The following is an 18,996-nucleotide window of genomic DNA, read 5'->3' as shown; positions in this document are numbered from 1 at the left end:
TACGAGGTTCCGCAGCGCGACAGATGGCATGGTTCACGAAGCCCTGGCGCAGCAGACCCTGCACGCGGGGAGCACGCCGAAGGCTGAGAGGCCGGCCGGGGCCCCGGGCCCCGGGCCGCTCTAGGACACGCGCGGCGGGCGCTGGCAGCGCGGGCAGAAGTAGCTGGACCGGTTCATCCACGGCCGTCGGCGCATGGCCGTGCCACAGCGGCGGCAGGGCTCGTCCTCGCGTCCGTACGCGTCCAACGACCGGTCGAAGTAGCCGGATTCGCCGTTCACATTGACGTAGAGGCTGTCGAAGCTGGTGCCGCCGACGGCGAGAGCCGCGTGCATGACGTCGCGGATGTGGGTGAGCAGCTCGGCGCTGCGCGGGCGGGTCAGGGTCGCGGTCGGGCGGTCGTAGTGCAGCCGGGCGCGCCACAGCGCCTCGTCGGCATAGATATTGCCCACGCCGCTGATCAGCGACTGGTCCAGCAGAGCACGCTTGACGGTCGTACGGCGGCGGCGCAGCGCCGCGTGGAAGGCGTCCTCGTCGAAGGCGGGGTCGAGGGGATCGCGGGCGATGTGCGCGATGACGTCGGGAAGCCCGTCGGGGTCGCCGGGGACGGTGTCGTGCAGCGACAGGCCGCCGAAGGTGCGCTGATCGACGAAGCGCAGCTCGGTGCCGTTCGCATCGGCGAAGCGGACGCGGATGCGCAGGTGTTTCTCGTCGAGCGCGTCGTGCGGCTGGACGAGGAGCTGGCCGCTCATGCCGAGATGGGCGAGGACGGCCCGGTCGGGAGCGGCACGGTCAGGCGTCCCGGCAGGTGTCTCGGCTTCGAGGGGCAGCCAGAGGTATTTGCCCCGGCGCCGGGCGGCACCGAGCCGGCGCCCACGCAGCTGCGCGGCGAAGTCCTCGGGTCCGGCGAGGTGACGGCGGATCGCACGGGGGTGCAGCACGGCCACGTCCGCGACCGTGCGGTCACGGACCCAGCGCTCCAGCCCGCGCCGTACGACCTCGACCTCGGGCAGCTCGGGCACGGTGCTCCTTGGGAGGGTTCGCCGGGATTCGCCAGGATGTCAGCTCCCGCGCCGCTGCCGCGGCTGCCGGCCGGGCTCGGTCACCCGAGCCCGGCCGGCAGCCGGGGTGCGTGGCGTCGCGGGGCGGCGCTTCAGTGCGAAGCGCCCTGCGCGCCGTCCGTGGCGGGTTCGGCCGCCACACCGTCGGCGGGCGTCTCGTCCGCCGGGGCGGGCGCGGCCTCCGCCGCCGCCCGGGCGGCCGAGGCGCGAGCCTCCGCCGCTCCGTGGATGGCGCGCCAGGCGGATTCCGCCGCCTGCTGCTCCGCTTCCTTCTTGCTGCGGCCGGTGCCGGTGCCGTACGCGACACCACCGACGCGGGCAGCAGCCGTGAAGGTCTTCTCGTGGTCGGGACCCGTCTCGGAGACCAGGTATTCGGGAACGCCCAGCCCCTCCGTCGCGGTCAGCTCCTGGAGGCTGGTCTTCCAGTCCAGGCCGGCCCCGAGGTTCGAGGACTTCTCGATCAGCGGATCGAAGAGCCGGTGCACCAGTTCGGCGGCGGCTTCGAGACCCTGGTCGAGATAGACCGCACCGATCACCGCTTCCAGGGTGTCGGCGAGGATGGACGCCTTGTCCCGGCCGCCCGTGCCCTCTTCACCGCGGCCGAGCCGGATGAAGGAACCGAGTTCAAGGCCGCGACCGACCTCCGCCAGCGCACGCGAGTTGACCACCGCGGCCCGCAGCTTGGCCAGCTGGCCTTCGGGCAGATCGGGGTGGATGCGGTACAGCGTGTCCGTGACCACCAGGCCGAGCACGGAATCCCCGAGGAATTCCAGCCGCTCGTTGGTGGGCAGACCGCCGTTCTCGTATGCGAAGGAACGGTGGGTCAGTGCACGCACCAGAAGGGCGGTCTCGAGTCTGTACCCGAGCCGCCCTTCCAGAAGCGTGTGAGACGAGGCCGTGTCCGCCGGCGCCTTCTTCGGCGTAATGGCGTCTGACATGAAGCCTGTCACCCGCCGATCAGACCTCGAGGACCTGGCGCTTGTTGTAGGTGCCGCAGCTGGGGCACGCGATGTGCTGCAGCTTCGGCTCGTGGCAGCTAGCGCATGCCACCAGGGTGGGGACCGCAGCCTTCCACTGCGACCGGCGGTGGCGCGTGTTGCTGCGCGACATCTTCCGCTTCGGAACAGCCACGGCTACTTCTCCTGTGAGTCATCCCCGCCGGAGCGGGGTGCGTTGTCCATCTCGCCGTCCTGGTTGGACCCGGCGAGGCCCTGCAGTGCCGCCCAACGAATGTCGACGGACTCGTGGTGGTGGTCCAGGTCGTCCGCCAGTCGCGCGCCGCACTCGGCGCACAGACCCGGGCAGTCTTCCTGGCACACCGGCTGCAGCGGCAGTGCGAGCACCACCGCGTCACGCAGCACGGGTTCGAGGTCGAACAGGTCGCCCTCGAGGAAGAGCATGTCCTCCTCTTCCTCGGCGTCGTCGCCGGTGTCCGCGGGGCGGCTCCGGTCGTCGGCGTCGGGGTAGGAGAACATCTCCTGGAAGTCCACTTCGAGCTCACGCTCGAGCGGCTCCAGACACCTTACGCACTCCCCTGTCAGCGGTGCACGGGCGGTGCCTGTGACAAGCACCCCTTCCATGACCGACTCCAGTCGGAGGTCGAGCTCCACGGTCGCGCCCTCGGCGACCCCGATGACCTCGATGCCGAGGTCCTGGGGGGCCGGAATGGAGCGGGAGACCCTCTTCAGCGCACCGGGACGCCGACCCAGCTCGCGTGTGTCGAACACGAGAGGGGCACGGTGATCGAGGCGGGTGTTCAGGGCTTCCTGCTTTCTACACTGCGGCGACGGCGGCCCGACGCTGAATGCGCTGAGGGCAGCCGAGATCGCGAACGTACACGCGACCGAAGAGCCAGGATACTGGACGGGCCGCCGTAGACCCAATCCGCACCTATGGGGAGCGGTCGGGCCGCCGACGGGCGGCACCCGGTCCGGGCCAGGTCAGACCTGGCGGACGGATCCGGTCCGGTTTCACCCTACGGGGGACACCGCGGCCATGCGTCAGCGGCCCTGCTCGTAGCGCCGGAGCTGGTCGAGGTCGATCATGCTCGTGTCGAAGAGGCTCGTCTCGTCGAGCGAGCCGGTGCCCTGCTGCGCCGCCGTCGGCTGCGGCGAGGCCTGCGCGGGCACGTACCCGCCGTGCGGGCCGTAGCCCCCCTGGCTCGGCTGGCCCGGCTGGCTCCCCTGGTCGAGGCCCTGCCCGCCGTCGTGGGATGCCCAGGCGTACGGGTCCTGCTGGTAGCCGCCGTGCGCCGCGTACGGGTCCGCCTGGTGGGTGTAGTGCTGCTGGTACTCGTACGGGTCCTGCTGGGCGTAGCCGCCCACGGGCGCGTAGTAGTCCTGCTGGGGCGGCGCGGGGGGCGCCGCGGCCGGCCCCTGGGGGGCGGCCAGCTCGGAGAGGAAGTCGGCGTCGCTGGTGTGGTGGCCGCCGGGAAGGCTGTCCTGGGCTGCCATGTGGGCGCCCAGCTCGTCGGCCGGCCGGGCCCCGAGCAGCTTCTCGCGGCCCTTGCCCACGGCTTCGAGCGTCTTGGCCAGCACCGCGGCGACCGCGCCGAGCTTGGCGTCCACGTAGGCGTCGGCGTTCATCCGCTGGGTCTGGGGGTCGGCGCTGCGCTCGGGGGCGTCCTCGGCCAGGCCGCCCGAGGAGCCGTAGTCGGCGTCGTCCGCGCGGCCGAGCAGCTTCTCGCGGCCCCGGTCGACGGAACCGATGGTCTTGGTGAGGACGACCTCGAAGTTGGCGAGCTTGCTGTCGACGTAGTCGTCGGCCTCCGCGCGGATCTCGTCGGCCTCCCGGCGGGCCTCCGCGAGGATGCGGTCGGCCTCCTCCTGGGACTGCCGGGCGACCTCGGTGTCGGAGATCAGCGAGCCGCGATGGGCGCGTGCGGACTCGATGATCCGCTCGGCCTCCTCGCGCGCGTCCGCGACGAGCTGCTCCCGGCCGCCGATCAGCTCCCGCGCCTGGGCGAGGGAGCCGGGCAGGGCGGCCCGCACCTCTTCGAGCAGGGCGAGCAGCTCGGCCCGGTTGACCACACAGGAGGCCGACATGGGCATGGACCGGGCGCCGGAGACGGTCGCGACGATCTCGTCGAGCTTCTTCTGCACGTCCACCTTGGCGCTCGCCACTCTCTTTTGACGGATGGGCACGAACGGGGACGACTGTACGGCCAGTGGCCCCCGCTCGACACCCGATGACAGTCCGCCGGTGGTGAGGCCGGTGTGTCAGCGCTGGGCGAGCCGCTCGGTGAGGGATTCCAGCACCAGCGGCGGCACCAGATGGGAGACGTCGCCGCCCCATGCCGCCACCTCTTTGACGAGGCTGGAGGAGAGGAAGCTGTAGGTGGGGTTGGTGGGGACGAAGAGGGTCTCCACGCCCGAGAGCCCGTTGTTCATCTGGGCCATCTGCAGCTCGTAGTCGAAGTCGCTGACCGCCCGCAGTCCCTTGACGATGGCAGGGATCTCACGCTGCTTGCAGAAGTCCACGAGCAGACCGTGGAAGGACTCCACCTGCACATTGCCGTATTCGGCGGTGACCTGGCGGAGCAGCTCTATCCGCTCCTCGACGGTGAACAGGCCCTTCTTCGACTGGTTCACCATCACTGCGACGTGCACGACGTCGTACAGCCTGGAAGCTCGGGCGATGATGTCGAGATGTCCATTGGTGACGGGGTCGAACGACCCCGGACAGACGGCGCGGCGCAACGGTGGTTCCTCGCTCTCCGGTCCATTCATGACGTGCACGGAGCCGGGTCGGCGGTGCGCGTCGAGGCGGCGCGACCGTACCAAAGCGTCCCCTCCCCGTAGCGACGGGCCCTCAGGGCCTCGAAGCCGTCCGGCCAGGGGAATTCCCCTCCCCTGGTGCTTCTCTCCACAGTGACCAGCGCGTCGTCCGCGAGCCACCCCCGGGTACGCAGTGTGAGCAGGATCTCGCACAGTTCGGCGTCGGTGACGGCGTAGGGCGGGTCGAGGAAGACCACGTCGTACGGGCTCTGCGGCGCGGCCCCGGCGACGACCTGCTCGGCCTTGCCGCTGCGGACCTCGGCGCCGGGCAGGCCGACCGCGCGGACGTTGTCCCGGATGGTGCGGACCGCGCGGGCGTCGGCCTCGACGAGCAGGGCGTGCTCGGCGCCCCGTGAGAGCGCCTCCAGGCCGACGGCGCCCGAGCCGCCGTAGAGGTCCAGGACCCGGCTGCCCTCCAGGGGGCCGTGCAGCGACTCCCAGGTGGAGAACAGGCCCTCGCGCGCCCGGTCGGAGGTCGGGCGGGTGCCAGTGCCCGGCGGTACGGCCAGGCGGCGTCCGCCGGCGGTGCCGGCGATCACGCGGGTCATGGGGTTCTCGGTCCTTCGCGGGTCGGGGGTGGTGGGGCTGGTGGGTGTCGGACCGTTACGGTGAGCGGCGGGTCCGCCCCCTCAGCCTAGGGCGTCGGCGGCGCCCCGGCCCTGCCCGGTGGCCCGGACGCGGCGGACGGGGACCCCTCGGTCCGTGCCAGGTCGCGGCCGTCCGGCCCGTCCGTGTCAGCCCTTGTCCAGATAGCGCTCCCGCTCCTTGTCCAGCAGGGCGTCCAACGCGGTGCGCAGCTCGGGCAGTCGCTCCAGCTCGGGGTCGGCGGTGACGATCGCGGTGGCCTCCTCGCGGGCGGCGGCGATGACCTCCTCGTCGTCGATGACCGTGAGCATCCGCAGCGAGGAGCGGACGCCGGACTGCGCCTGGCCGAGCACATCGCCCTCGCGGCGCTGCTCCAGGTCGATGCGGGACAGCTCGAAGCCGTCCAGCGTGCCGGCGACGGCGGCCAGCCGGGCCCGTGCGGGGCTCGCCTCGGAGGCCTCGCTGACCAGCAGACAGAGCCCGGGGGCGGAGCCGCGGCCGACGCGGCCGCGCAGCTGGTGCAGCTGGGAGACGCCGAACCGGTCCGCGTCCATGATCACCATGACGGTGGAGTTGGGGACGTTCACCCCGACCTCGATGACGGTCGTCGCGACCAGGACGTCCACCTCGCCCGCGGCGAAGCGGCGCATGACGTCGTCCTTCGCCTCGGGCTGCATCCGCCCGTGCAGCACCTCCACGCGCAGCCCGCCGAGCGGCCCCCCGGCGAGCTGCTCGGCGATGTCGAGGACCGCGAGCGGTGGTCGCTTCTCCGCCTCCGGCTCCTCGGCGGCCGCCTTCTTCTTCGGGCTGTCGCCCTCTCCCTGCGGCTCGTCCCCCAGGGTGTCGCCGATGCGCGGACACACCACGTACGCCTGGTGTCCGCCCTCGACCTCCTCGCGCACCCGCTCCCAGGTGCGCGCCAGGAAGTGCGGCTTGTCCTTGGCGGGCACGACGTGGGTGGCGATGGGCGACCGGCCGGCGGGGAGCTGGTCGAGGACCGAGGTCTCCAGGTCGCCGAAGACGGTCATGGCGACGGTCCGCGGGATCGGGGTCGCGGTCATCACCAGCAGGTGCGGGGGTTGCTTGCCCTTGGAGCGCAGGGCGTCGCGCTGCTCGACGCCGAACCGGTGCTGCTCGTCCACGACCACCAGGCCGAGGTCGTGGAACTGGACCTTGTCCTCGATCAATGCGTGCGTGCCGATGACGATCCCGGCCTCGCCGGTGACGAGGTCGAGCAGCGCGTGCCGGCGCGCGGCCGCGCCCATGGAGCCGGTGAGCAGCACGACCTTGGTGCCCTGCTCGGCGCCGCCGAGCATGCCGCCCTCGGCCAGCTCGCCCATCATCTCGGTGATCGACCGGTGGTGCTGCTGGGCGAGCACCTCGGTGGGGGCGAGCATCGCGGCCTGGCCGCCCGCGTCCACGACGCCGAGCATGGCGCGCAGGGCGACCATCGTCTTGCCCGAGCCGACCTCGCCCTGGAGGAGGCGGTGCATGGGGTGTTCGGTGGCCAGGTCGTCGAAGATCTCCGCCGAGACCGTCCGCTGTCCGTCGGTCAGCGTGAAGGGCAGCTTCGCGTCGAAGGCGTCGAGCAGGCCGCCCGCCACGGGCTTGCGGGCCACGGCGGGGAGCTGGGCGTCGGTGTGCCGGCGACGGGCGAGGGCGACCTGGAGCACGAAGGCCTCGTCCCACTTCAGCCGGGCCCGGGCGTCCTCGATGTCGGCCTTCGAGGCCGGCCGGTGGACCTTGCGGAACGCGTCCGCGAGGGGGGCGAGGCCGCGGCCGTCGCGCAGCGCGGGGGGCAGCGGGTCGACGATGCCCTGCCAGGTGTCCGCCTCGAAGAGGTCCAGCAGGGTGTCGACGGCCTTGGTGAGCTTCCAGGACTGGAACTGCTTGCAGGCCGGGTAGATCGGCAGCAGCCGTCCGGCGAAGGACTCGGCGGCGTCCGCGCCGCTCTCGCGGTCCAGGAGTTCGTAGTCGGGGTGGAGCAGCTGCCGGGTGCGGTTGAAGACCGAGACCTTGCCCGCGAACATGCCGCGCCGGCCGGGCAGCAGCTCCTTCTCCCGCGCGTAGGCGCCGCGGCCGAAGAAGACCAGGGTCAGCGAGCCGCTGCCGTCGGTGACCACGACCTCCAGGCGGACGCCCTTGCCGTGGTTGAAGGTCTTCATGGCGGCCTTGGCCACCTGGGCGACGACCGTGACGTGCTCGTCGAGCGGCAGGTCGGCGAGCCGGGTCAGCTCGCCGCGCTCGGCGTGGCGGCGCGGGTAGTGGTGCAGCAGGTCGCCGACCGTGTGCAGGTCGAGGTGCTCGGCCATCACCTTCGCGGTGTTGCCGCCGAGGATCTTCTTCAGGGGTTCATCGAGCGCGGGCACGCGACCATTGGACACCACCGCACTGACATCGCGGTGGCACGCCCGAGGAGCCGGGAGGCCCGGGGTGTCGCGCCCCTGGTCGTCGGGGCGGGCTCACTCCACCCCGACGATCAGGGGCGCGGACTGCTGTCCGCCCCGGTAGACCACGGTGTCCACGGCCAGGTGTCCGCCGCGTACGTGCCGTTCCAGGCGGTCGGCGACGGCGTCGGGGACGTCCGCGCCGAGGACGAGGGTGACCATCTCGCCGCCCGCCGCGAGCATGCGGTCGAGTACGGTCTCGGCGGTGGCGGCCAGTTCGGCGCCGATGACGGCCACGTCGCCGTCGATCAGGCCAAGCACGTCCCCGGCCTGGCAGACGCCGGCCATGGTCCAGGACTGTCGCTCGGCGACGGCCAGTTCGGCGTAGCGGGTGGCGCCGGCGGCCGCGGTCATGGCCACGACGTCCTCGTCGAAGCGTCGGCCGGGTTCGTGGACGGCGAGGGCGGCGATGCCCTGGACCGGTGAGCGGGTGGGGATGAGGGCGACGCGGACGCCCTCGGCGCGGGCCTGCTCGGCGGCCGCGGCGGCCGTCTGCCGCAGTTCCGCGTCGTTGGGCAGCAGGACCACCTCGCGCGCGTGGGCACGCCGGATCGCCTCGACCAGCTCCTCGCCCGTGGGCTGCTGTCCGGGCCGGGTCGCGACGACCGTCGCCCCGGCCTCGGTGCACAGCCCGGCCAGTCCCTCGCCGGGCACGACCGCGACGACGGCCCGCTGGGAGCGCTCGCGGGTGCGGGTGCGCTCCTCCTGGGCCGCACCGAAGTGGGTGATCCGGATCCGGTAGGGCCGGCCGGCCTCGACGCCGGCCTCCACGGCGGCCCCGGCGTCGTCGACGTGCACATGGACGTTCCACAGCCCGTCGCCGCCGACGACGACGAGCGATTCGCCGAGGGCGTCGAGCCGGGTGCGCAGCCGTGCGACGGCGGTGTCGTCCGCCTCCAGCAGATAGATCACCTCGTAGGAGGGTTCGCCGCCGCCTCCGGGGTCGGCGGCGCAGCTCTCGGTCCGCCACGCGCGCGTGGCCTGCGTTTCGGGGGCGGCGGCGTCGTGGGACGGCTGCTGGGCCGTCTCCCCCGCAAGCGCCCGGGTCAGCGCGCCCAGCACCTCGACCAGGCCGAGCCCGCCCGCGTCCACGACCCCGGCGCGGCCGAGGACCTCCAGCTGGCCGGGGGTGGCCGCGAGGGCGGTGCGGGCCGACTCGTACGCGGCGCGGGCCACGGCGGCGGCGTCGCCCGGGGCGTTCGCCGCCCCGTCGGCGGCGGCTGCCGCGACGGTCAGCACGGTGCCCTCCACGGGCCGGGCCACGCCCTCGTACGCGGACTCCACCGCGCGCCGCAGGGCCCGTCGCAGCCGCTCGGCGTCGTCGGCGCGGGGGAACGTCCCGGGGTCGGCCGTGAGGACCTCCGCCATGCCGCGCAGCAGCTGCGCGAGGATCGTCCCGGAATTGCCGCGCGCTCCTATCAGCGCGCCGTGCGCCATGGCCCGGACGGTGTCGGGGAAGGCGGGGGGCGATACGGGGTCCGTGGTGGCGTGGCCGTGGAAGACGTCGTCGACGGCCCGGGCGGCGGATTCGACGGTCAGGTAGAGGTTGGTGCCGGTGTCGCCGTCCGCGACCGGATAGACGTTGATCGCGTCGATCTCCTCGCGGGCCCGGCCGAGCGCGTCGAGTGCCAGGGCGCACCAGGCACGTACCGCGTCGGCGTCCAGGGTGTGCGACACCTGTGTCCTCCTCGGACTCCTGGGGGCTGTGGCAATGCTGGGCAGGTTAGTCCGTGGGGTGGCCCGATGGGACCCTGACCAGCCCCGGCCGGGGGCCTGTGGGGTCGCCGCGGGTCGCGGCCGACGGCCCGGGGCGGCCGGGCGGGTGCGGGACCGTTCGTGGTAGTTTCGTTGAACAGGAGCGGCCGTTGTATGCTGCTCCGGTTGCCTGATGAGAATCAGGCCATCCCTTCCTGGCACTGCCGGTCATCGACTTCCTCAAGACTTCGATCTCGGCTTGCCGGGATTTCACCGTAAGAGCATCTGAAGTCTTTGGAGTGACCCGTGGCTGCCAACTGCGACGTCTGCGGCAAGGGGCCGGGCTTCGGCAACGCTATTTCGCACTCGCACCGCCGTACCCCCCGCCGTTGGAACCCCAACATCCAGCGGGTGCGTGCAGTGGTCGGGAGCACGCCGAAGCGGCTCAACGTCTGCACCTCGTGCATCAAGGCCGGCAAGGTCTCGCGCTAGCGAGTGGTCCTCCCCGCGCAAGCGGGGGTGAGCCGGTCTCGCAATGACGTTTACGTCGTGGCGCAGCCCCCTCCGGTTGCCTGAAATACCGGTCCATCTCACGATGGGCCGGTTTTTCGCATGTCCGGGGACTTTTCCCGCCCGGAAGGCCCCCGCAGGGGCCGCCCCGCTCGCGGCCGTTCAGTCCTGGTGGTCCCGGAACCGCCATCCGTGGTCCACCGGTCCGATCCCGCCGCCGAGCGGGAAGCCGGCCGCGATGGCGCCGGTGACGTAGTCCTTGGCGTCGGCCACCGCCTCCGGCACCGAGCGTCCCCGTGCCAGTCGCGCCGCGATGGCGCTCGCCAGGGTGCAGCCGGTGCCGTGCGTGTGGCGGTTGTCGTGGCGCACGGCCCGCAGCCAGTGCTCCTCGGTGCCATCGGTCAGCAGGTCGACGGCGTCGCCCGCCAGATGACCGCCCTTGATCAGCGCCCAGCGGGGGCCGTGGGAGAGCACCGCGTCCGCCGCCCGCCGCAGGTCGCTCTCCGCCCGCACGCGTACGCCGGTGAGCCAGGCGACCTCGTCCAGATTGGGGGTGGCGACCGTGGCGGCCGGCAGCAGTTTCGTGCGGACCGCGTCGAGCGCGGAGGCGGCGAGCAGCGCGTCGCCGTGCTTGGAGACGCCCACCGGGTCGACGACCACCGGGGCGCCGACCTCGCCGAGCAGCCCCGCGACGGTCTCCACCAACTCCGCCGAGGCGAGCATGCCGGTCTTGACGGCCTGGACGCCGATGTCGTCGACCACACTGCGGAACTGGGCCCGTACGGCCTCGGCCGGCAGCTCCCACGCCCCCTGGACGCCCCGGGAGTTCTGGGCGGTGACGGCGGTGAGCACGCTCATGCCGTGCACGCCGAGCGCGAGCATCGTCTTCAGGTCGGCCTGGATGCCCGCACCGCCGCCGGAGTCGGATCCGGCGACGGTCAGGACGCGTGGAGGTATGCCCATGGGGCCGAATCTACAGGCCCCTCCCCGCTACTCCTCGGGCTCCATGTCGCCGAAGTGGTCCCAGCCGCCCGCCTTGTCCCAGGGGGCGCCGTCGACGGTCACCTGCGGCAGGGCGGACGGGTTGACCACCTCACCGATGACCTTCCAGCGGGCGGGGAGCTTCACGTCCGGCGGGAAGGTCGCCACGATGGCGTGGTCCTCTCCCCCGGTCAGCACCCACTGCAGCGGGTCGACGCCGACGGCCTGCCCGATGTCGGACATCTGCGTCGGTACGTCGATCGCGGCCGTGCGCAGATCGATGCGGACCTTGCTGGCCTCGGCGATGTGCCCGAGGTCGGCGATGAGACCGTCGCTGATGTCGGTCATCGCGGTGGCGCCGAGGGAGGCCGCCGCGGGGCCCGCGTGGTACGGCGGCTCGGGCCGCCGGTGGGCCTCGACGAAGGCCCGCGGGGAGCGGAAGCCGCGGGAGAGCACCGCGTGCCCGGCCGCGGACCAGCCCAGCCAGCCCGTGACGGCGACGACGTCGCCCGCCTGGGCCCCGGAGCGGGTGACCGGCTCGTGGTTGCGCAGATCGCCCAGCGCCGTGATGGCGACGGTGATCGTCTCACCGCGCACCACGTCCCCGCCGACCACGGCCGCGCCCGCGACCTGGCACTCGTCGCGGATGCCGTCCATCAGCTCGGTCGGCCAGGTGACGGGAAGTTCGGCGGGCACCACGAGGCCGAGCAGGATCGCGGTGGGCACCGCGCCCATGGCGGCGATGTCGGCGAGGTTCTGCGCCGCGGCCTTGCGCCCGACGTCGTAGGCGGTGGACCAGTCGCGGCGGAAGTGCCGCCCCTCCAGGAGTACGTCCGTGCTGGCCACGACCCTCCGGTCGGGGGCTGCGACCACCGCGGCGTCGTCACCCGGCCCGAGTCGGACCGCCGGGGTGGTGGTGAGCCGGGAAGTAAGCTCTCTGATGAGCCCGAACTCCCCCAACTCGCCCACGGTGCCTTTCACTGAGCTCCTCCTCGGAGTGTCGGTTGCCCTGTTCGTGACGTGTCCCGCGCCGCGCAGACCGCGCGGGTCTCCCCGCACCGTGCGACGACGCGGTACCGTGGCGTCTCTTCTCCCCACATGATCCTCGAAGCCGCCCTGGAGGTTCCGTGGTACAGGCGTACATCCTGATCCAGACCGAGGTCGGCAAAGCGTCGACCGTGGCCGAAGTCATCGCGAAGATCCCGGGGGTGATCCAGGCCGAGGACGTGACCGGACCCTACGACGTCATCGTGCGCGCCCAGGCCGACACCGTGGACGAACTCGGCCGGATGGTGGTCGCGAAGGTGCAGCAGGTGGACGGCATCACCCGCACACTGACCTGCCCGGTCGTCCATCTGTAGCTCCCCCGTATGCTCGGCCGGTGAAGTCTTTGCTCCGCCGGCCCCTCGGCCTGTCCGCTGTCGCCGTGCTGTGCGCGGCCGTTGGCTGCTCATCCACGGACGACGCGGCGGGCTTGGTGGTTCCCACGCCGTCGGCGCGGGAGGCCAAGCTCTGCCGGGCACTGCACAAGGAACTGCCCGAGGCCGTGGACGGGCACAAGCGGCGTACCGCCGATCCCGTCTCGGACTTCACGGCCGCGTGGGGCGCGCCCGCGATCGCGCTGCGGTGCGGGGTGGGCCGCCCCAAGATCCTTACGCCCGGCACCGAACACTACAACCCCGCCGCCGACTCGGTGGAGATCGACGGCGTGGGGTGGCTGCCGGAGCGACAGCCGGACGGCAGTGTCCGCTGCACGACAACGCTGCGGGCGGCGTGGGTGGAGGTCACCCTGCCGAAGAAATACGTCGGTGACGCCGGCGACATCAGTGCGCTCACCGATTTCGCCGACGCCGTCAAGAAGACGATTCCCGAGGGCGTCGTCTGAGAAGCGGGACGGGCGGGCCGGTCGTGCCACGACCGGCCCGCTTCGCTTGCCGTCAGCGCAGGCCGGTCGAGCGGCGCAGCGCCGCCTGGACGAGCCGGTCCACCAGTTCCTGGTAGCCGACGCCGCTCTCCTGCCACATCCGCGGGTACATGGAGATGGGCGTGAAGCCCGGCATGGTGTTGATCTCGTTGATCACGAACTCGCCGTCCTCGGTGAGGAAGAAGTCCGCGCGGACCAGGCCCTCGCAGGAGGTGGCCTCGAAGGCCTGGACGGCCAGCTCCTGGATCCGGGCGGTCTGCTCCTCGCTCAGCGGCGCGGGCACGATACCGGCGGCGGAGTCGATGTACTTCGCCTCGAAGTCGTAGAAGTCGTGGGCCGTGACCGGGGGGATCTCGGCGGGCAGGCTCGCACGCGGCCCGTCCTCGAATTCCAGCACGCCGCACTCGATCTCGCGACCGCTCAGCAGCGACTCGACGATGATCTTCGGGTCGTGGCGCTGTGCCTCGGCGATCGCCTCGTCCAGGCCGGTCACGTCGTCGACCTTGGTGATGCCCATGGAGGAGCCGGCGCGGGCGGGCTTGATGAAGACGGGCCAGCCGTGCTCCCCGGCGAAGTCCACGATCTTCTTCCGGGCGGCGGCCGGGTCGGCCTGCCACTCACGGGGCCGCACGACCTCGTACGGGCCGACGGGCAGTCCGAAGGAGGTGAAGACGCGCTTCATGTACTCCTTGTCCTGGCCCACGGCCGAGGCGAGCACGCCCGCTCCGACGTAGGGGATCCCGGCCAGCTCCAGCATGCCCTGCAGGGTGCCGTCCTCGCCGTAGGGGCCGTGCAGCACGGGGAAGACGACGTCGATCTCGCCCAGCGCCTTCGGCATGGCGCCCGGCTCGGTGTAGACGACCTCACGGTCGGCGGGGTCGACCGGCAGCACGACGGTGCCGTCGAGGGACTGCGCCAGCCCCTCGACGCTCGGCAGCGAGCGGTCGGTGATGGCCATCCGCTCGGGGTCGTCGGCGGTGAGCGCCCAACGGCCGTCGGTGGTAATGCCGATCGGCAGCACGTCGTACTTCGTGCGGTCGATCGCGCGCAGCACCGCGCCGGCGGTGACGACGGAGATCGCGTGCTCGGAACTGCGACCGCCGAACACGACCGCGACTCGCGGCTTCCGGCTCCGGTCAGGGCTGTGGGAGGTGGTCTCGCTGCTCATATCGCGTCGAGAGTACCTCGTGGTCCGCCGGGTGCAATCCCGCGCTTCAGTGTCGCTCGGGCTTGGCGCTGCGCGACATGAGCTCCTTGAGGGCCACCAGCGGCGGCTTGCCCTCGTGCACGATGTCCACGACCGTCTCGGTGATCGGCATGTCGACATCGTGGCGCCGGGCCAGATCCAGCACGGATTCACAGGACTTGACGCCTTCGGCGGTCTGCTTGGTGACCGCGATGGTCTCGGCGAGGGTCATGCCGCGGCCGAGGTTGGTGCCGAAGGTGTGGTTGCGCGAGAGCGGCGAGGAGCAGGTGGCGACGAGGTCGCCCATGCCGGCCAGTCCGGCGAAGGTGTGCGCGTCGGCCCCCATCGCGAGGCCCAGCCGGGTCGTCTCGGCCAGCCCGCGGGTGATGAGCGACGCCTTGGCGTTGTCGCCCAGACCCATGCCGTCGGCGATGCCCACGGCGAGGGCGATGACGTTCTTCACGGCGCCGCCGAGCTCGCAGCCGACCACGTCGGTGTTGGTGTACGGGCGGAAGTACGGGGTGTGGCAGGCGGCCTGGAGCCGCTTGGCCACGGACTCGTCACGGCAGGCGACGACGGCCGCGGCGGGCTGCCGGGCGGCGATCTCGCGGGCGAGGTTGGGGCCGGTGAGGACCGCGACCTGATCTGCGGAGACCTTGGCGACCTCCTCGATGACCTCGCTCATCCGCTTGGCCGTGCCCAGTTCGACACCCTTCATCAGGGAGACGAGCACGGTGTCGGCGGGCAGCAGGGGCGCCCACTCGGCGAGATTTCCGCGCAGCGTCTGGGACGGCACGGCCAGCACGGTGAACTGTGCGCCGTCGGCCGCCTCGGCGGGGTCGGTGGTAGCCCGGACCGTGGCGGGCAGCTCGATGCCCGGGAGGTAGTCCGGGTTGGTGCGGCCGGTGTTGATGGCGTCCACGGTGGCGGCGCGTCGGCCCCACATGGTGACCTCGCAGCCGGCGTCGGCGAGGACCATCGCGAAGGCCGTGCCCCAGGAGCCGGTGCCGTAGACGGCGCAGCGCGTCACTTGCTGTCCCCTTGTGTCTGCTGTGGTGTCCGGCGGGCCGCGGCGCGGGCCCGCTTGTGGTTGTACGGCTCGGCGGGCGCCGGCTCGCCGCGGAGTTCGGCGAGGAGTTCGGTGATCGCGGCCATGATCTTCTCGGTGGCCTCGCGCAGCACCTCGGCGGTCGGCTCCTTGCCGTAGTACGCGGAGAGGTCGACGGGCGGTCCCGCCGCGACCCTGAGCGTCTTGCGGGGGAAGAGCCGCAGCTTCTTCTCCTTGGCGTACGGCGGCATGGCCTCGTTGGCGCCCCACTGGGCGACCGGGATGACCGGCGCCTTGGTGAGCAGGGCGACACGGGCGGCCCCGGTCTTGCCCTCCATGGGCCACATGTCGGGGTCGCGGGTGAGGGTGCCCTCGGGGTAGAAGGCCACGCACTCGCCCTTGTTGATGGCGTCGACGGCGGCCCGGAAGGCGGTGGCGGCGTCGGTGGTCTCGCGGTAGACCGGGATCTGCCCGGTGCCGTGCAGCAACGTTCCGACGAAGGTGGTCCTGAACAGGGCGGCCTTGGCCAGGAAGCGGGGGACGCGCCCGGTGTTGTACTGGAAGTGGGCGTACGAGAGCGGGTCGAGATAGGAGTTGTGGTTGACCGCGGTGATGAATCCGCCGTCAGCCGGAATGTGCTCCATTCCCCTCCAGTCCCGCTTGAACAGAACCACGAGCGGCGGTTTTGCCAACACCGCCGTAAAGCGGTACCAGAAGCCGATTCTGTGGCGGGACACTCGGACACCCTTCTCTTGGAACCTGAAGCCGGGCTCGGGAGCCGTCCGAACCCGGGGGCCGGACAAGTGTGGCCCCAGGTACCCGGTCTGTCGAGAACACCGTAACCCCGGCGGTCCCCGGCGGGCTGCGGCAGCAGGTGACAATAAGAGCCATGCGACGGGAGGGAGCGGACGTGGTCTGGACGCTGGTGGTGCCCGTGAAGCCGCTGGCCCTGGCCAAGAGCCGCCTCGCGGGCGGCACCGGGCGGCTGCCCCGGCCCGCCCTCGCGCTGGCGTTCGCCCTGGACACCGTGGGCGCCGCGCTGACCTGCCGGGCCGTGCGGGATGTGGTGGTCGTCACGGACGATCGCCGGGCGGGGGCGGAGCTGTCCGCGCTCGGCGCCTGGGTGCTGCCCGAGCCGACGGCGGGCGGTGGCCTGAACAGCGCCCTCGCGCACGGGGCGCACACCGCCCGGCAGCGGTGGCCGCATACCGCGGTGGCGACGCTCAACGCGGATCTGCCGGCGCTGCGCCCGGCGGAACTCGGGCGGGTGCTCGATTCGGCCGCCGAATTCCCGCGCGCATTTCTCGCGGATGCCGCGGGAATCGGTACGACACTGCTGTCGGCGACCGCGGGAAATGAATTGGCGCCGGCGTTCGAGGGCCGGTCGCGTGCCCGTCACCGCGCTTCGGGTGCCCGCGAGATCGAGCTGACCGGGGTGGATTCCGTACGCCAGGACGTGGATACGGAGCACGATTTGCGGACGGCTCTGGCATTGGGCGTGGGCCCGCACACGGCGGCCGCGGCGGGCCGTGCGACGGCCACCGGCCCGGCGGTGGGCCTCGACTAGGCTGGCCCCATGCAGGCCACCGCGTACACCTACGACCCTCAGACCCGCGCCGGGAGCGTGCTCCTGGACGACGGCACCCCGGTGCCCTTCGACGCGGCGGCGTTCGACGCGGGCGGCCTGCGGCTGCTGCGGCCCGGGCAGCGCGTACGGATCGAGCTCGGACCGGCCCCGGAAGGCGCCGAGGGCGGCGACGCGGGCCGACGCGTGACGTTGGTAACGCTGCAGACCTTCTAGCTTCAACAGTTCCCTGGGCGGCCCCCCGGCGACTCCCGTACAGGGGCCGTGGGGCTTTTCCTCAACGTCTCCCGGCTGTGGACGCACCGCGGGCCGGGCTCCCCGAGGGGAGCCCGGCCCGGCGCGTGACGCCGTGCGTCGCCGTTACTTCTTCTTGGCGGCCGTCTTCTTGGCGGTGGTCTTGCGCGCGGTGGTCTTGCGCGCCGGAGCCTTGGTCGCCGTGGCCTTCTTGGCGGGCGCGGTCTTCTTCGCCGTGGTCTTCTTGGCGGCCGTCGTCGTGGCCTTCTTCGCCGGGGTCGCCTTCTTGGCGGCGGCCTTGGTGGCGGTGGCCGTCGTCTTCTTGGCGGTGGCCTTCTTCGCGGTGGTGGCCTTCTTGGCCGCTGCCGCGGTGGTGGTCTTCTTCGCCGTGGTCTTCGCCGCGGTCTTCTTCGCGGTGGTGGCCGTGGTGGCCTTCTTCGCGGCCGCCTTCTTGGCGGTGGCCTTCTTGGCCGCGGCCTTGGTGGTGGTCTTGACGCCACCGGAAAGGCTGCCCTTGGGCGCCTTCTTCACCGCGACATCGTTCTTCGGGAGCTTCTTCGAGCCGCTCACCAGGTCCTTGAAGCCCTGACCCGCGCGGAAGCGGGGCACCGAGGTCTTCTTGACCCGCACGCGCTCACCCGTCTGCGGGTTGCGGGCGTAACGGGCCGGACGGTCGACCTTCTCGAACGAGCCGAAGCCGGTGACCGAGACCCGGTCGCCGGAGACCACCGCACGGACGATCGCGTCGAGTACCGCGTCGACAGCGTCTGCGGCCTGCTGACGGCCGCCGAGCTTGTCGGCAATCGCTTCAACGAGCTGCGCCTTGTTCACGTCTTCCCCTTCGGAGACATTGCTGGAACGAATGCGTTCCAGCCTTTTCGCACGTTAGGCAGATATATACCGCAAATCAAACACGAAACGGTCTAATCACCCTTGTGCCGCAACGAACTCGACCATCACGGAGTTCCGTCGGGGTCGGGCTCTTCGGGGAAACGGCCCTCGTCGAGGTCGTTCATCAGCCGGTCCAGACGCCTTGCCGCGCCTGAGAGATCGTGCTTTGCCGCGGCCGTGATGACCAGCAGCTTCCGGGACAGCGCCATCCGTACGCCCTCCGGGACTTGCAGTGCGCGCACCCTTGTGTGCGCTTCCTTGAGTTGGTCGGCGACGAGCCGGTAGAGCTCGAGTTGGCTGTCGCGTTCCATGCACCGATTGTGCCATCTGAGGCGAGTTGTCGCTTCACAGGGCCTCAACAGAGCGATGCGCCCCCTGTCCGAAGACAGGGGGCGCATCATGTCAAACCCTGGGTGAACAGCGAAAATCCGGGGTCGGCAAGGGGCTCGGACGATGGGCCGTTCGGGCCCGAAATTGATGTCAGATCCGGGCCGTGGACGGCTTGTAGGAAGGCCTCCGGGCCTCGAAGGCGGCGATGTCGGCCTCTTGCCGGAGGGTCAGGCTGATGTCGTCCAGCCCCTCCAGGAGTCGCCACCGGGCGTTCTCGTCAAGGTCGAATCCAGCCGTGATGCCCTCGGCCCGGACCTCCCGCGCGACGAGGTCCACCGTGACCTCGGCGGTGGGGTCGGCCTCGGTCAGCTCCCAGAGCGCGTCGACGGTCTCCTGCGGCAGGACGACGGTCAGCAGACCGTTCTTGAGCGAGTTCCCACGGAAGATGTCGGCGAAGCGCGACGAGACCACGGCCTTGAAGCCGTAGTTCTGCAGCGCCCACACCGCGTGCTCACGGGAGGAGCCGGTGCCGAAGTCGGGGCCGGCGACCAGCACCGTGGCGCCCGCGCGCTCGGGCCGGTTCAGGACGAACTCCGGGTCCTTGCGCCAGGCCTCGAAGAGCCCGTCCTCGAAGCCGTCGCGGGTCACCTTCTTGAGCCAGTGCGCCGGGATGATCTGGTCGGTGTCGACATTTCCGCGGCGCAGCGGGACGGCCCGGCCGGTGTGCGTGGTGAAAGCTTCCATG

22 protein-coding genes are annotated in these 18,996 nt (G+C 71.7%); 5 read left to right on the top strand and 17 right to left on the bottom strand.

Going from position 1 to position 18,996, the window contains the following annotated elements; translation table 11 throughout:
- Positions 1-120 precede the first annotated feature (120 nt).
- The 9 genes from mutM to AB8O64_RS25880 all read right to left on the bottom strand — a co-directional run bounded on the left by mutM (position 121) and on the right by AB8O64_RS25880 (position 9,544).
- Positions 121-1,020, bottom strand: a complete 900-nt coding sequence (gene mutM / locus AB8O64_RS25920) for a bifunctional DNA-formamidopyrimidine glycosylase/DNA-(apurinic or apyrimidinic site) lyase (RefSeq protein WP_370421669.1) — start codon at positions 1,018-1,020, stop codon at positions 121-123.
- A gap of 131 nt (positions 1,021-1,151) precedes the next feature.
- A complete protein-coding gene (gene rnc, locus AB8O64_RS25915; protein ID WP_130880120.1) occupies positions 1,152-1,997 on the bottom strand; it encodes a ribonuclease III in 846 nt (281 codons plus the stop codon).
- Between the two features lie 19 nt (positions 1,998-2,016).
- Positions 2,017-2,190 carry a 50S ribosomal protein L32 gene (rpmF, locus tag AB8O64_RS25910; RefSeq protein ID WP_030087884.1) on the bottom strand — a complete coding sequence of 58 codons (174 nt, stop codon included), beginning with the start codon at positions 2,188-2,190 and terminating at the stop codon, positions 2,017-2,019.
- 2 nt (positions 2,191-2,192) lie between these two features.
- Positions 2,193-2,786, bottom strand: a complete 594-nt coding sequence (locus tag AB8O64_RS25905; RefSeq protein WP_356457212.1) for a DUF177 domain-containing protein — start codon at positions 2,784-2,786, stop codon at positions 2,193-2,195.
- A gap of 273 nt (positions 2,787-3,059) precedes the next feature.
- Positions 3,060-4,166 (bottom strand): cell division initiation protein, encoded by a 1,107-nt coding sequence (locus AB8O64_RS25900; protein WP_370423970.1) that lies wholly within the window; start codon positions 4,164-4,166, stop codon positions 3,060-3,062.
- A gap of 111 nt (positions 4,167-4,277) precedes the next feature.
- On the bottom strand, positions 4,278-4,757 hold the full coding sequence (gene coaD / locus AB8O64_RS25895) for a pantetheine-phosphate adenylyltransferase (protein ID WP_362219028.1): 480 nt from the start codon (positions 4,755-4,757) through the stop codon (positions 4,278-4,280).
- A gap of 26 nt (positions 4,758-4,783) precedes the next feature.
- A complete protein-coding gene (gene rsmD / locus AB8O64_RS25890; protein WP_370421668.1) occupies positions 4,784-5,383 on the bottom strand; it encodes a 16S rRNA (guanine(966)-N(2))-methyltransferase RsmD in 600 nt (199 codons plus the stop codon).
- A 186-nt stretch (positions 5,384-5,569) separates the two neighbouring features.
- Complete coding sequence (gene recG, locus AB8O64_RS25885; protein ID WP_370423969.1) at positions 5,570-7,732, bottom strand: ATP-dependent DNA helicase RecG; 2,163 nt, start codon at positions 7,730-7,732, stop codon at positions 5,570-5,572.
- Between the two features lie 150 nt (positions 7,733-7,882).
- Positions 7,883-9,544: a DAK2 domain-containing protein gene (locus AB8O64_RS25880; RefSeq protein ID WP_370421667.1), complete on the bottom strand. Its 1,662-nt coding sequence runs from the start codon at positions 9,542-9,544 to the stop codon at positions 7,883-7,885.
- 324 nt (positions 9,545-9,868) lie between these two features.
- On the opposite strand from AB8O64_RS25880, the gene rpmB reads away from it, so the two are divergent.
- Positions 9,869-10,054 carry a 50S ribosomal protein L28 gene (gene rpmB / locus AB8O64_RS25875; RefSeq protein WP_078645170.1) on the top strand — a complete coding sequence of 62 codons (186 nt, stop codon included), beginning with the start codon at positions 9,869-9,871 and terminating at the stop codon, positions 10,052-10,054.
- A gap of 180 nt (positions 10,055-10,234) precedes the next feature.
- Here the strand turns inward: rpmB and thiD are convergent, their stop codons facing one another.
- The gene (gene thiD, locus AB8O64_RS25870; RefSeq protein WP_370421666.1) at positions 10,235-11,035 is read right to left on the bottom strand and encodes a bifunctional hydroxymethylpyrimidine kinase/phosphomethylpyrimidine kinase; all 801 of its coding nucleotides are present in this window, start codon (positions 11,033-11,035) and stop codon (positions 10,235-10,237) included.
- Between the two features lie 27 nt (positions 11,036-11,062).
- The gene (locus AB8O64_RS25865; protein ID WP_130880114.1) at positions 11,063-12,034 is read right to left on the bottom strand and encodes a thiamine-phosphate kinase; all 972 of its coding nucleotides are present in this window, start codon (positions 12,032-12,034) and stop codon (positions 11,063-11,065) included.
- Positions 12,035-12,180: 146 nt separating this feature from the next.
- Between AB8O64_RS25865 and AB8O64_RS25860 the strand changes: the two genes are divergently transcribed.
- The gene (locus AB8O64_RS25860; protein ID WP_130880113.1) at positions 12,181-12,414 is read left to right on the top strand and encodes an Lrp/AsnC family transcriptional regulator; all 234 of its coding nucleotides are present in this window, start codon (positions 12,181-12,183) and stop codon (positions 12,412-12,414) included.
- Between the two features lie 20 nt (positions 12,415-12,434).
- A complete protein-coding gene (locus tag AB8O64_RS25855; RefSeq protein WP_361929954.1) occupies positions 12,435-12,938 on the top strand; it encodes a DUF3515 domain-containing protein in 504 nt (167 codons plus the stop codon).
- 52 nt (positions 12,939-12,990) lie between these two features.
- Here AB8O64_RS25855 and AB8O64_RS25850 read toward each other — a convergent pair whose 3' ends face one another.
- From AB8O64_RS25850 to AB8O64_RS25840, 3 genes are read right to left on the bottom strand one after another with little or no spacing between them, the layout of a single operon-like run.
- Positions 12,991-14,145, bottom strand: a complete 1,155-nt coding sequence (locus AB8O64_RS25850) for a D-alanine--D-alanine ligase family protein (protein ID WP_370421665.1) — start codon at positions 14,143-14,145, stop codon at positions 12,991-12,993.
- Positions 14,146-14,191: 46 nt separating this feature from the next.
- Positions 14,192-15,193, bottom strand: coding sequence for an NAD(P)H-dependent glycerol-3-phosphate dehydrogenase (locus tag AB8O64_RS25845; protein WP_356457200.1), 1,002 nt, complete (start codon positions 15,191-15,193; stop codon positions 14,192-14,194).
- Positions 15,190-15,948, bottom strand: coding sequence for a 1-acyl-sn-glycerol-3-phosphate acyltransferase (locus AB8O64_RS25840; protein ID WP_209517003.1), 759 nt, complete (start codon positions 15,946-15,948; stop codon positions 15,190-15,192). The genes AB8O64_RS25845 and AB8O64_RS25840 overlap by 4 nt, the downstream gene beginning before the upstream one ends.
- A 173-nt stretch (positions 15,949-16,121) precedes the next feature.
- On the opposite strand from AB8O64_RS25840, the gene cofC reads away from it, so the two are divergent.
- Together cofC and AB8O64_RS25830 are read left to right on the top strand one after the other, a co-directional pair.
- Positions 16,122-16,778: a 2-phospho-L-lactate guanylyltransferase gene (gene cofC / locus AB8O64_RS25835; RefSeq protein WP_370423968.1), complete on the top strand. Its 657-nt coding sequence runs from the start codon at positions 16,122-16,124 to the stop codon at positions 16,776-16,778.
- A gap of 9 nt (positions 16,779-16,787) precedes the next feature.
- A complete protein-coding gene (locus AB8O64_RS25830; RefSeq protein WP_370421664.1) occupies positions 16,788-17,012 on the top strand; it encodes a hypothetical protein in 225 nt (74 codons plus the stop codon).
- Between the two features lie 144 nt (positions 17,013-17,156).
- Here AB8O64_RS25830 and AB8O64_RS25825 read toward each other — a convergent pair whose 3' ends face one another.
- The 3 genes from AB8O64_RS25825 to leuD form a co-directional block, all read right to left on the bottom strand.
- Positions 17,157-17,861, bottom strand: a complete 705-nt coding sequence (locus AB8O64_RS25825; RefSeq protein WP_130880107.1) for an HU family DNA-binding protein — start codon at positions 17,859-17,861, stop codon at positions 17,157-17,159.
- Positions 17,862-17,986: 125 nt separating this feature from the next.
- On the bottom strand, positions 17,987-18,232 hold the full coding sequence (locus AB8O64_RS25820) for a hypothetical protein (RefSeq protein WP_130880106.1): 246 nt from the start codon (positions 18,230-18,232) through the stop codon (positions 17,987-17,989).
- A gap of 169 nt (positions 18,233-18,401) precedes the next feature.
- Positions 18,402-18,995, bottom strand: a complete 594-nt coding sequence (leuD, locus tag AB8O64_RS25815) for a 3-isopropylmalate dehydratase small subunit (protein WP_130880105.1) — start codon at positions 18,993-18,995, stop codon at positions 18,402-18,404.
- Position 18,996: the final 1 nt, after the last annotated feature.

The organism is Streptomyces sp. QH1-20, from assembly GCF_041283565.1.
Lineage (GTDB): Bacteria > Actinomycetota > Actinomycetes > Streptomycetales > Streptomycetaceae > Streptomyces > Streptomyces syringius.
Note: the sequence above shows the minus strand (reverse complement) of the source record. Positions and strands in the feature narration are given on the sequence as shown.

What these genes read in the sequence shown, in the direction of transcription:
- AB8O64_RS25820 (WP_130880106.1), bottom strand. Translation starts at nt 18,232, where the DNA reads ATGGAACGCGACAGCCAACTCGAGCTCTACCGGCTCGTCGCCGACCAA.
- AB8O64_RS25830 (WP_370421664.1), top strand. Translation starts at nt 16,788, where the DNA reads ATGCAGGCCACCGCGTACACCTACGACCCTCAGACCCGCGCCGGGAGC.
- rsmD (WP_370421668.1), bottom strand. Translation starts at nt 5,383, where the DNA reads ATGACCCGCGTGATCGCCGGCACCGCCGGCGGACGCCGCCTGGCCGTA.
- leuD (WP_130880105.1), bottom strand. Translation starts at nt 18,995, where the DNA reads ATGGAAGCTTTCACCACGCACACCGGCCGGGCCGTCCCGCTGCGCCGC.
- AB8O64_RS25850 (WP_370421665.1), bottom strand. Translation starts at nt 14,145, where the DNA reads ATGAGCAGCGAGACCACCTCCCACAGCCCTGACCGGAGCCGGAAGCCG.
- thiD (WP_370421666.1), bottom strand. Translation starts at nt 11,035, where the DNA reads ATGGGCATACCTCCACGCGTCCTGACCGTCGCCGGATCCGACTCCGGC.
- rnc (WP_130880120.1), bottom strand. Translation starts at nt 1,997, where the DNA reads ATGTCAGACGCCATTACGCCGAAGAAGGCGCCGGCGGACACGGCCTCG.
- recG (WP_370423969.1), bottom strand. Translation starts at nt 7,732, where the DNA reads ATGGCCGAGCACCTCGACCTGCACACGGTCGGCGACCTGCTGCACCAC.